At 30.8% G+C, this 12,260-nt stretch carries 12 protein-coding genes; 9 read left to right on the forward strand and 3 right to left on the reverse strand.

Annotation, left to right across the window (positions count from 1 at the left end):
- Nucleotides 1–481 precede the first annotated feature (481 nt).
- Entirely contained in the window at nt 482–982 is a 501-nt protein-coding gene (locus CC89_RS03595) for a GNAT family N-acetyltransferase (RefSeq protein ID WP_051931452.1), read from the forward strand.
- Nucleotides 983–1,006: 24 nt separating this feature from the next.
- Nucleotides 1,007–1,633, forward strand: a complete 627-nt coding sequence (locus CC89_RS03600; RefSeq protein ID WP_035289144.1) for an HAD family hydrolase — start codon at nt 1,007–1,009, stop codon at nt 1,631–1,633.
- Between the two features lie 145 nt (nt 1,634–1,778).
- On the opposite strand, the gene CC89_RS03605 is transcribed toward CC89_RS03600, so the two are convergent.
- From CC89_RS03605 to istA, 3 genes are all read right to left on the reverse strand, one after another.
- Nucleotides 1,779–3,023, reverse strand: coding sequence for an IS110 family RNA-guided transposase (locus CC89_RS03605; protein WP_035289147.1), 1,245 nt, complete (start codon nt 3,021–3,023; stop codon nt 1,779–1,781).
- Nucleotides 3,024–3,208: 185 nt separating this feature from the next.
- Nucleotides 3,209–3,967 carry an IS21-like element helper ATPase IstB gene (istB, locus tag CC89_RS03610; RefSeq protein ID WP_035289149.1) on the reverse strand — a complete coding sequence of 253 codons (759 nt, stop codon included), beginning with the start codon at nt 3,965–3,967 and terminating at the stop codon, nt 3,209–3,211.
- Nucleotides 3,968–5,560 (reverse strand): IS21 family transposase, encoded by a 1,593-nt coding sequence (gene istA, locus CC89_RS03615; RefSeq protein WP_051931454.1) that lies wholly within the window; start codon nt 5,558–5,560, stop codon nt 3,968–3,970.
- A 329-nt stretch (nt 5,561–5,889) separates the two neighbouring features.
- On the opposite strand from istA, the gene CC89_RS03620 reads away from it, so the two are divergent.
- The 7 genes from CC89_RS03620 (at nt 5,890) to CC89_RS03650 (ending at nt 12,258) form a co-directional block, all read left to right on the forward strand.
- Complete coding sequence (locus CC89_RS03620) at nt 5,890–6,639, forward strand: DUF5694 domain-containing protein (RefSeq protein WP_035289151.1); 750 nt, start codon at nt 5,890–5,892, stop codon at nt 6,637–6,639.
- A gap of 662 nt (nt 6,640–7,301) precedes the next feature.
- Nucleotides 7,302–7,991: an HAD family hydrolase gene (locus CC89_RS03625; RefSeq protein WP_035289154.1), complete on the forward strand. Its 690-nt coding sequence runs from the start codon at nt 7,302–7,304 to the stop codon at nt 7,989–7,991.
- Between the two features lie 87 nt (nt 7,992–8,078).
- Nucleotides 8,079–8,501, forward strand: a complete 423-nt coding sequence (locus CC89_RS19405) for an NUDIX hydrolase (protein WP_051931455.1) — start codon at nt 8,079–8,081, stop codon at nt 8,499–8,501.
- A gap of 174 nt (nt 8,502–8,675) precedes the next feature.
- Nucleotides 8,676–9,263 (forward strand): HAD family hydrolase, encoded by a 588-nt coding sequence (locus CC89_RS03635; RefSeq protein WP_051931457.1) that lies wholly within the window; start codon nt 8,676–8,678, stop codon nt 9,261–9,263.
- A gap of 256 nt (nt 9,264–9,519) precedes the next feature.
- Entirely contained in the window at nt 9,520–10,095 is a 576-nt protein-coding gene (locus CC89_RS03640) for a DUF6431 domain-containing protein (RefSeq protein WP_035289157.1), read from the forward strand.
- A gap of 107 nt (nt 10,096–10,202) precedes the next feature.
- On the forward strand, nt 10,203–11,462 hold the full coding sequence (locus CC89_RS03645) for a DDE-type integrase/transposase/recombinase (RefSeq protein WP_035289160.1): 1,260 nt from the start codon (nt 10,203–10,205) through the stop codon (nt 11,460–11,462).
- The gene (locus CC89_RS03650) at nt 11,455–12,258 is read left to right on the forward strand and encodes an ExeA family protein (RefSeq protein WP_035289163.1); all 804 of its coding nucleotides are present in this window, start codon (nt 11,455–11,457) and stop codon (nt 12,256–12,258) included. Before CC89_RS03645 ends, CC89_RS03650 begins: the two co-directional genes overlap by 8 nt.
- Nucleotides 12,259–12,260: the final 2 nt, after the last annotated feature.

Below are 12,260 nucleotides of genomic sequence, written 5' to 3' on the forward strand. Positions count from 1 at the left end.
GCATTACATTACCTGAATTATGAAATTTCTCTGGAATGACTTGCATAAGAAGCGAAGGAACTGTTTAAATTTAATTTTAGAAATTCTTCTTTTAGACAGATAAAATTATCGTAAGCCTGGCAAGGACGCCAGGCTAGCGAACCTGAGGCAGGATGCTGAATGTGAGCGTTAGATAATTTTATATGGCTAAAAGATTAGAATTTCTTAAATTAAATTTATTGTTCCGAGCTCTTATGCAAGTCATGGAGGAGAAATTTCATAATTCCATCACATTATACCTTATTGTGGTTTAATCGTAATATTAACAACTTAAAATAATGTAAAAAAAATTAGTTATATGATGTTTAATGGTATTAATGTTATAATTATTATAGAAGGTTTATAGTTTAATTAAAGATATTTGATACCAAGGTCAAATATTATACGCTTAAAAATTAATTTAACGGTTGTTTTAAAAGGTATTAATATGGGGGAATTAAAATTGACTAGTAGAGTATATTTTAAAAAGTTTATTTCTGAGGAGGATTTTAAATATTTTTCGAAGTTAGTTTTTAATGAAAAAATAATGGTGATGAATTATGGAAGAGTATTTACAATGGATGAAGCAAAAAATTACTATAAGTATCTATTAGAAAATAATGAAACACATGATGATTTTGGAAATTTTAAGGTTTTTGAATCATCAGCTAACAGTTTTATAGGTATGTGTGCTAGTACAATAAGTAGCGATTTGAAAGAGGCGGAGATTGAATATATGCTGCTTCCTGAGTACTGGAGAAAGGGATATGGAAGTGAGATTGTAGACAATTTATTAAATATGATTGAAGAAACAAAGAGTATTGAAAAGGTTACAGCAATAACAGACCCTAATAATGTTGGGTCAAGAAAAATATTACTAAAAAACGGTTTTGTATCTTGTAAGGTATACAAAATTGATGATGGTTCACTAGCAGAAAGGTTTAGTAAAAAAATAATGCATTAACTGTATTATTATGGAGGGCAAAATATGAAAATAGATAGTTTTATTTTTGATTTAGATGGGACTCTTTGGAGTTCTATAGAAGGAATTTGTAAGGCATGGGGCACTGTATTATCAAAGTATCCAAAGTTAGAAAAAGTAGTAACACCTACTGAAATGGAAAAATGTATGGGACTTCAAATGAATGAAATAGGTAAAAAACTATTTCCAGCTCTAGATGAAAATTTTCAAGCGAAATTGATGAAAGAATTTTGTGAAACTGAACAAGCCTATTTGGAAGAACGTGGTGGAAAGCTATTTCCTGAATTAGAAGAAACACTTAAGAAGTTATCAGAAACACATAAATTGTTCATAGTTAGTAATTGCCAGGACGGTTACATACAATGCTTTTTTAAAGCACATAAACTAGATAAGTATTTTACTGATTTTGAATGTTCAGGGGTAACAGGATTACCTAAGGGAGAAAATAATAAGATTATAATCAAAAGAAATAATTTAAAAAGTCCAGTTTATGTAGGAGACACCATTATGGATGCAGATTCAGCAAGGGTAGCAGAAATTCCATTTGTGTATGCAAGATACGGATTTGGAAATGTTGAAGAATATGATTATGTGATTGATAGTTTTGAGGAAATATTAACCTTAGGCTTATAGTTAAAAATAAGGTTTAGGATAATGGGTAGGGGAATGGTAAGGTTGAAAATTAAAGTATGAACTGACACTAAAGTAAAAGTGCATAGCAAACAAGCCATCTTTAGATAGCTTAAAAAAATTTAATATACAGGTGTGAAAGTAAAAATTAGACTGCTGACTTGATTTTGTAACCCTGACGCTGTGCAATTAAAATTGCCTGCTCCACAGTAATTTCACGTTCAACAGGAAGACAATCAGATTTTTTATATAATTCAGCATTATAGGGTTTATTATTTTTCAACATGTTGTATAATGCTGTTAGAAGCATCCTTGCAATAGCAATGATTGTCTTCTTGTGACCACGGCGTTTCTTTATGTGGAGATAACGGTTGCGAATTTCAGGATGCTTTTCACTTTTAACTACAGAAGTTGCACATTGTACTAAAAGTGGTTTAATGTAGCATCCAGCTTTGGAAACCCGAACAGATTTTTTCTTCCCTGCACTTTCATTATTGGTAGGAGTGAGTCCTGCCCATGAACACAAGTGTTTCGCCGAAGGAAAAGCTTCCATGTTTACTCCAATCTCTGAAATAATAGTTATTGCAGAGAAAGGATTTTTAAATGATGGAGCAGTTAGAATTAGGTCGAGTTCTTGTTGATAGGGACTGGCGAGCGCAAGGATCAGTTTTTCTAACTCAGCTTTTCGGGATTCCAAATCTTCATAATGTCTTTTGATAATCTTTAACTTACCAGCCTGTTCTGGAGAAATATATCCATCAACGGCAAGCTTAAGTTCGGGAAGTTTCTTTCTCATTGAGCCATGAATTAAAGGTTTAATATCAAAAGAAATATCTAAGGGATTTTCAAGAATCTTGTCTAAAATGTTCATAGAACTTTTACCAAAAGTGTCCGAAACAACGTTTCCCAATTGAATATTGGAAACCGTGAGACAATTTTGAAGACGGTTCTTTTCACTAGACATAAAGCAGGTTAGTTTATGACGATAGCGCATTAGATCACGCAGTTGTCTAATATCTGCTGGAGGCATAAAACTACCAACAACAAGATCATGCTTAAACAGGTCAGCAATCCATTTCGCATCTTTCTTATCAGTTTTTTTACCACGAATAGCTTTAACGTATTTAGGATGTGCAAGTACAATAGAACAGTCTTTTTCTAAGACGTTGTACAAAGGTATCCAATACTTGCCTGTAGATTCCATACAGACATCTCTACAATTTGAATCAAGTAGCCATTGTAACAGATGTTTCAAACCTTGAGTATAGGTAGAAAATCGGTGGCTTTTGTAGGTAGTAACACCGTTAGAATTAGTAGAAGCAATACAAGCGACTACAAAAGTTTTGTGGACGTCAATACCACAACAAATTTTATACACGATTTTTAAGGACATAGGGACTCCTTTCTGAACTAAAGAGTTCTGAAAATTATAGGGGAAAACGGCATTGACTGATAGACTAGCATTTAAACGAGATTGTTTAAACAAAGATAAGGTTACGTTGTGCAAATGTCAATATAAAAATGTAGGTTTTTTCAAAAATAATATGGTAGGAAAACCTACATTTTTATTTAGTACTTTTACCCCTCCTCAGCAGTGATTGATTGAAGTTGATCTTTAAGGCGATATGATGGACCATTTATATTGATAACTGAGCAATGATGCAGTAATCTATCCAAAAGAGCATTTGTTAATACTGGCTCCTGAAAAATATCACCCCATTTTGAAAAGGGAGAATTAGTTGTTATTATTGTAGAAGATTTCTCGTACCTTTTGGCTATAAGATTAAAGAATAAGTTGGCAGACTCATTATTCATCTTTTGATATCCCAGTTCATCTATTATAAGAAGTTTATAACGGCAAAACCACTTTATTCTTCTTTCTAACCTGTTTTCTTCACTTGCTTTTTTTAGTTGTGATATAAGTTCCTGGAATGTGATAAAATACACACAATTACGTTGCTTAGCCGCTTCAATACCTATTGATACAGCTAAATTTGTTTTCCCAACTCCTGGACTTCCACAAAATATTATATTTTCCGTCTTTTCTAAAAATCTAAGTGTTATAAAATCCATGATTTTTCCCTTATCTATTGAGGGTTGAAATCCAAAGTCAAACTGATCAATTTCTTTTAAAAACGGAAAATTAGCAACTTTTACATTCCCTTTTATTACAGCATCCTTCTTGAAATTTATTTCTAATTGGCTTAATTCATATAAGGCATCAACAGGTGTTTTGCTACCGTCTGTCATCATATCTATGTATCTATCAATGTTCTCTCTAATTCGCACTAATTCAAGTGTGTCCAGGTTATTAATAAGGGTATTGTAGTTGTTCATTTAGCAATTCATCCTCACGATCCCTGGAGCCTGCCCTAAGGTAAACTCCTGTATTTCTTTTTCATATTTATTATGAATTATTTTATATCCTTCATCTGTTAGAATGCATTCTGCATCGCATACTGCCATAAAATCATTTATCCAGCAATCATAATCTAATTGCTTACACCAATTGTTTTTAACTGAAAATTTTAAATTAGACATGAAGATTTCTTTATTCTTTACATAAGGAAGTACTAAATTCATTCCTTTAATAAAGGTGCTTCGATTTTCTTTTGACATATGGGCATACTGCCCTATAATCCAGTTACCATAGGGGCTCCCATTCATATATGCTAATAATGCTTCGGGTGACTTTGTAGCCTCTATATTTGAAATATCTATTTTTCTTGATTCTAATAATCTATCCATAAGTTTTAAATTTTCATTAGCTACAGCCTCTAAATCTGCAGCCTTAACCTTCCCTTTCATAAGTATCGTGTAATGTTCTGGAACATAATTAATTGGATTTTTATTAATTGAGTGAAATGTTACAAGTTTTCCTTTATAATAGATATATAGTTTATTGTCGAGGATATCAACGCTAACTTCCTCATTAATAAGCTTAGGATGTACGGAATATTTGCTCTCTCCAAATCTAATTAGTGCTTCATTTGAAACTTTATATTTATTTGGTGATAGATAGGTATCAATAATTGAAGCTTTTGGTAAAGAATGCAGATATTCCTTTTCCTTATAAAACAGAGCGGTTGGCGACATGCCTGTTTCCGTATTAATATTTATATTCATTTTTAAATTAATTTCCTTTAGTTTCTCTAATAAATTATCTAATGTATCAAATTCACCATCATATGCCCGAATCCAGTCAATTACCTTATTTTTTGCTTCAACAGTCCCTTTTGTTTCAGGCTTTCTTGCCCCACACAATCTGACATTAAATCCAAAATCTTTTGCAAACTTACCCATTGTTTCAGTAATCTTTTTCTTTACTCCATGTACATTTGCAACAGTGGACATGTTATCAAACAAAAGCTCTTCTGGTATTCCTCCAAAGGCTTCAAAGGAATTAATAAGACATCTAAAAACATCATCTGTTTTTTTTTGAATGGATAGTCCTAAGTAGCTATATCTTGAAAAACTAAGTGTTACATGCAAAATATTTATAGTGTATTTTTCCCCAGATCTTGAAGTAAGTGTTATATCCTCCTTCCAGTCAACTTGCCCTTGTTTTCCAATTTTTGTTTCATAACGTGGATGGCCAGTATTACTTTGTTTAGGTAGTAACTTGTTTTTCTTGATATAAGTGATGAAATTTGAATAGGTACCTATAGTATTAATCCCATGTTTATCCACCATAAATTCATAAACACCTTTCATTGTAATCCTACGAATTGCTAACTTATCAGTAATTTCTACACGATATGGGTCAAGCTTGCTTTTCTTAATTCTCGTTTTTGGTTTCCCTTTGTAGCCTTGATCATACTTTTTTACAGTCCTCCAATCCATACCATATTTTTTTGCCAGTTGGGCGTAATTTGGTTTAATTCCTATGCTATTAATTAGAAATAGCTCTCCTTGTAAGTTGTTAATCATAGTTGTTATACCTCCATGTAGAAGTATAGCAATTATGTCCAAAATACAAAATAAGAATGTAGGTTTTTATACATTTTTATTTTGTATTTTTCCTACATTCTTATTATATTATTTGCAACGTGCTCGAAGCTACACTTATTTGTGCTTGAAAAGTCTATCTACACATATATTTATGCGGTCATCTGACAAGTCAGACAGCCCACTCACCTCCCCGTGATTTGTAGTGTACCCAAATCCCTATGTATAGATGATAAAATAAAATTTGCTCAAAGCCAACATTTTTCATTACGTTTTGTACCTTGAGCAAAGCGAAAGGAATGGATATATTTATGAAAGAAAAAGTAAAGGTGCTTATATTAGGAACTTATCATTTTGCAAGTTGCGGAAAACATTTATATTATATTAAAGGTGAAGATATTACTACTGACCAAAAGCAAGAGGAAATTAAAGAGGTAGTACAAAAACTGGCACAGTTTAGACCAAATAAGATTGCAGTTGAGTCAGAAAAGGGGGAAGAGGAAAAATTAAATCGAGTTTATTCAGAATATTGTAAAAATAATTTCGATGAAGGTAATGAAATAGTAAGCTATAATAATGAAATTGTTCAATTGGCATTTAGACTAGGTAAGATGCTTGAGCATACTAAAATTTATCCAATAGATTATACGGTACATTTGCCAGAAGAAGTATTTGAATATGCTGAGAAAAATTATCCAGAATTTTATAAGAAATTTATGAATGAAATAAATGAACAGGAATTAAATGACAATGAGCTTATGAAAAACAATACAGTAAGAAAAATTTTGAGATATTTAAATAATCCTAAACGTATTGAAAAAGAGCAGAGTAATCTTTACTTAAATTTAGCGAGAGTAGGAGCTGGAGATAACTATTGTGGAGCAGATATGCTTACGGAATGGTATAGAAGAAATCTTTATATTTTTGGAAATCTACAGAATATAGCTGAAGAAGAGGATAGAATTTTAGTAATTTATGGAGCTGGACATTGCAAAATACTTCAAGAATTAGTTAAGGAGTATAATGAATTTGAGATTGTTGATGTATTACAGTATTTATAAAGGCAATGTAAATTTTGTGATTCAATAAATATACCAGTATTTACATTGGTAAAACTATAACGAAAATGTAAAAAAAAATTCCATATACCTTAGTATTTATATTGCCAAACAAATAAAAAAATCACTGACAAGCTTTATGACAAAGTTGAGGAAAAGAAGGTATATATTTTTAACTAGATCTATTTCATAATTCCATCACATTATACCTTATTGTGGTTTAATCATTATATCTATTTTGTTTTTTTATTTATTATCTTTATATATAGCAAAATATAAGAATAAATTATTTTATTTATTAAAATATATAAGTAAATATTCCTTTCCGGCTTATTTAATGCATGTTTTAATAATTGCAGTCATATCAACAATTGAAAGCAGCTTTATAAGTACAAGTAACTGTTTATTATTTTCAACAATGCTTTGTATACTTGTAGTTATATTTATTCCATTTATTTGTAATTTGATAAATTTTTAACCTTTAAGTGAATATATTATAGGAGTTAAATCTAAACCTAAAACTCCTATAATATTTAAAAAGATATTATATAAACATTTCACTGGCAGAAATGTTTAGTAAAAAATAATGCATAATTAGTAATGAGTTAATATGCAAAGCATATGAATATAAAATAATATTTCATATGTTGGAAGGAGAGTTTTATATGAAATATAAAGCTATATATTTCGATCGTGATAATACGCTAACCCACGCTAATCTACACAAAATTAAGTGGAGAGATAAAATGATCGAAAGTTTATCGGGTAAAAAATTTGAATTAAATTATGACAAAATGCTTGATTTGTTTTGTAAGGCTGGATATCCTAAAGGAGGATTAAAAACTGTAGAGAAAGAAATAGAATTTTGGAAAAGGTATTATCAGTGCATTCTCATTGAGGAAGGTATAAAGGATAAAATAGAAGAGAGAGCAAATTTGATTTTTCAAGAATTATGGCTTAAAGATAGAATACTTTTCCCAGAAGTTATTGAGGTATTAGAATATTTTAAGAACAATGGATATAAGATTGGTGTTATAAGTGATACTTCACCTTCTTTGGAACTAACACTAAAAGCTTTAGGATTGTCAAAATATTTTGACTGCTATATTTGTTCTGATCTCGTAGGTGTTATGAAACCTGACCCTAAAATTTATCAGGAAGCACTAGATAAATTAGGTGTATCAGCTGAGGAAAGTATATATGTTGATGACTATGATGTAGAAGCAGATGGAGCAAGAAACATTGGATTTACATCTTTTCATATAGACAGAAAAAATAAATTTAAAGATCAGTGGGACATATATACTCTTAAAGAGATTGTTTATTATGTTGAGAGAAATAAAATGGGTAATTAGAAAATTTATAAATACAGTAGGAGAACATTTAAAATAAATACACATATTAAAAAGACTATTAGGGTTTTGTTAAAGGTGGCTGAAGGTATGAATAAAAGAGTTAATGTACAAGCATTTGTTTTTTCAAATAATCCATCTTTTAAGGTTCTTATTTTAAAAAGAACTCCAGATAGGAGTGGATATTGGCAACCTGTTTGTGGTGGTATTGAAAATGATGAGAGTTCAAGAGATGCTGTAATAAGGGAAGTATTCGAGGAAACAGGAATAACTGATATAAAAAACATTATAGATTTAAATTATACATTTAATTATAGAGAAACTAAAAATGGAATTTTAATGGATATGACAGATATATGCTTTGCGGTGGAAGTTGACGGCATATCCCATGTAAGAATATCTTATGAACATGAGGCATATAAATGGTGTTCATATACGGAATCAAAAAAATATTTAAATTGGAAACATAATTTAATAGCGTTAGACAGGTTGATGAAGTTAATTAATACTTGATTATTATAATTGAATCTTATGATAATAAATGCATTCAATAGTAAAATGAGGAAGGGTTATGGTAGCTATGAAAGAAAAAGTAAAAGTACTTATATAATAATCCTAAACATATTGAAAGAGAGCAGAGTAATCTTTACTTAAATTTAGCAAGAGTAGGAGGTGGAGATAACTATCATGAAAAAACCGAAGATGATTATATTTGATTATGGTCAAACACTTGTTAATGAAAAAATTTTTGATCCACTGGAAGGTACGAAGGCTGTATTGCGTGATGCTGCAAAAAATCCAAATGATGTTTCAGCGGAGGAAGTACAAGCCTTGGCTAACGAATTGAATAAGGAAATAAGACGGTATGGGATGGACATTGAAAAATATGCTATTGTTGAAGTTCATACTCATATTTTTCAGAATTATCTTTATGAATATTTTAATATAGAACTGACAAAAACACCGGAAGAAGTGGAACACATATTTGAAAAAGCTGCTTCGATATCAGAACCAACAACACATATAGAGAGTTTTCTAGAATTTCTATATGACCACAAAATACGCACAAGTGTAATAAGTAATATATCTTTCAGTGGTGAATTGTTGAAGAGACGAATTAACAGATACATTCCGTTTAATAAGTTTGAATTCATCATTGCAAGTAGCGAATATGTATTTAGAAAACCTCACAAACGAATATTTGAACTTGCACTGCGCAAAGCAGAGCTTGATTGCAGTGATGTCTGGTACTGCGGAGACAATGCTGTATTGTAGTGCGTCAAAATATAGCTTTTGAAAACTGCATTTCTAAGTCAAATTATAACTATAACTCCAATAACTATCCAGTAATTAAATGCATTTTAAATAATCATATTATTGCTAAATAAAACCTCCTAATGACTTGACATCATTTGGAGGTTATTTTAAGCTTATTATAAAAACTAGAGAAAGGAAAGGGAAGAACCCCAAGCCGTGCAAAGCGAAGGTTCTTCCCTAAAAATAAGAGCGTAAGCTCTTACAACCTATTATTATGATAAGATTATTTTCACAACTATGCAAGTGTTTTAAACAAATTTCTTTTGAAAATGAGATAAATATTTTTGAAGAGTATATGAAAACGGTTAATTCAGAGGCTTTGGTATGTCCAGTCTGCGGATCTAAACACGATCTATCCCTATTTGCCTCTTATAAACGCCATCTTGTGACTTATGATAATAATGAAGTTCACGATAATATAATAACTATCAATAGATATATTTGCCCGTCATGTGGACATACTCATGCTATCCTACCTTCGGTAATTGTGCCCTACATGTCATTTAGCTTTAAATTTACTGTGTCTATTATTCATGATTATCTTGTACATAAATTTACCTCTGTAGAAGCTATGTGTGAACATTATTGTATAGCAATATCCACATTCTATCGAATTTTAAATAAGTTCAAAAAACATAAACAACTATGGCTTGGACTTCTACAAGACAAGCTTATTTCTAATCTAAGTTTTATACAGCGTGTTATAAATAGTACCTTTATTGAAATTGAAACCTTTATAACAAACTTTTTTAATAGAAACGGCTTATCCTTTTTTCAAGGAACATCATAATTAAGCTATAGCTATATACTTTTTATTTTATTTTATATATACCACTTAATACGATAATGGATATTATAATTTCCCCATGATAGCATTTTTATAGAGGTGATGTTGAAATGAATAACAAAGAAATGATTGAAATAGCTTCTATTAGACTAGCACTAATAGCTCCAGCTATAAATAATACTTATACTGAAAGCTCGAAAATTGCTTACTATAGACGTGTTGCTGCTACTCCTGTAAAATTACCTAACGGTAAGTCAGTTTTATATAGTCCTGGAACACTATCTAATTGGGAATCAGATTATAATAGGTTTGGTTTTGATGCCCTTCTACCGAAGACGCGTAGCGACATAGGGAAAACCAGAAAGTTAAATGATGTAGCTATAGAACAGATATATATGCTAAAAAATGCATTTCCTAAAATTAATGCTACTCTTATATATCATAAACTTATCGAAGATGGCTTTATCAATGAAAAAAATATATCATTATCTACAGTTCAAAGATTTATAAAAAATAATGATCTTAAATCTGCTAGATGCATAAATATGAAAGATAGAAAAGCCTTTGAAGAAGAGTTTGCAACTGGCATGTACCAAGGTGATACATGCTATGGCCCGTATATTACTGAAAATGGCATACGTAAAAGAACATATCTAATTATGCTAATTGATGATAAATCAAGACTTATCGTTGGCGGAAGATTCTTTTACAATGATAACTCTTATAATTTTCAAAAGGTACTTAAAGAAGCTATCGCTAGATATGGCATACCTAATAAACTTTACTTGGACAACGGTTCTCCTTATAAAAATGAGCAATTAAGTCTTATCTGTGGATCTCTTGGAATAGTAGAACTGCACACTATGGTAAGGGATGGAGCATCCAAAGGAAAAGTAGAAAGAAATTTTAGAACATTAAAAAGTAGATGGCTAAACACTCTAGATGTAGAATCTATATCCTCCTTAGCGGAGCTAAATGATGAGCTATTCGCATATATAAACAAGCATAATGTAACAGTACATTCAGCTACATCTCAACGTCCGATCGATAGATATAAAAGCGATTTAGCTCATGTTAAGGTAGCTACTGATAGTGAGTGGCTGGATAATTGCTTTATGAATCGCATACAACGAAGAGTTAATAATGACTCAACCATAAGCATTGATAAAATATCTTATGATGTACCTATGCAATTTATAGGACAGAAAGTTGAAGTAAGATATTTACCTGATGATATGGATAATGCATATGTATATTATGAAAATGCTAAATACAGCATTAGAAAAACAAATAAGATTGAAAATGGTAAAACCAAACGCAGGAATGCATTTACTATAGACTATTCAAAGGATGGTGTTAAAAATGTTTAAACAATTTTATGGTATGACAATGAATCCATTTGAAAAAGGCATAAAAGAAAAAGATGCCTATATGTCAAATGATCTAAAAGAGATGATATCAAGACTTGAGTATCTTAATGAAGCTAGGGGAATCGGCTTATTTACAGCTTCACCAGGTAGTGGAAAAACCTTTGCCTTAAGGTGCTTTGCTAAAAAAGTAAACCCTAATTTAACAAAGGTTATATATCTTTGCTTTACCACTGTAACTACTACTGAGTTCTATAGGCAATTTTGCATCTCCTTAGGAATTGAACCTTCTTCTCGTAAATCTGACATGTTTAAGAGCATAAAAGACTATATGGAAAGTATGAGTACAGATAAACGTGTGCATTATATATTAGTTTGGGATGAAGCACAATATCTAAATAATGATATTTTAAAGGATTTAAAGCTACTTATGAACTTCTCTATGGACTCAAAAGATTGCTTTTCCTTAGTTTTGATAGGACAACCTGTGTTAAATAATATCTTAGAAAAGCAGATACACGAGGCATTAAAACAAAGAATAATAATAAATTATAATTTTGAAGGATTTTCTGAAATTGAAGCTTTAGAATATATTAATTCTAGATTATCATTAGCAGGGGCTTCGCCAGAAATATTTGATAATAATGCTGTTTTGGCTGCATATAGAAGCTGTGCTGGCTCTATAAGACGCTTAAATATGATATTAACTAAGGCTTTAATAATAGGTGCGCAGCACGAAAAAAACGTAATCGATACTGATATAATAATGGCTGCCGCCAATGAAATATCACTGCATTAAAA

This window comes from Clostridium sp. KNHs214, assembly GCF_000744935.1.
Taxonomy (GTDB): Bacteria; Bacillota; Clostridia; order Clostridiales; family Clostridiaceae; genus Haloimpatiens.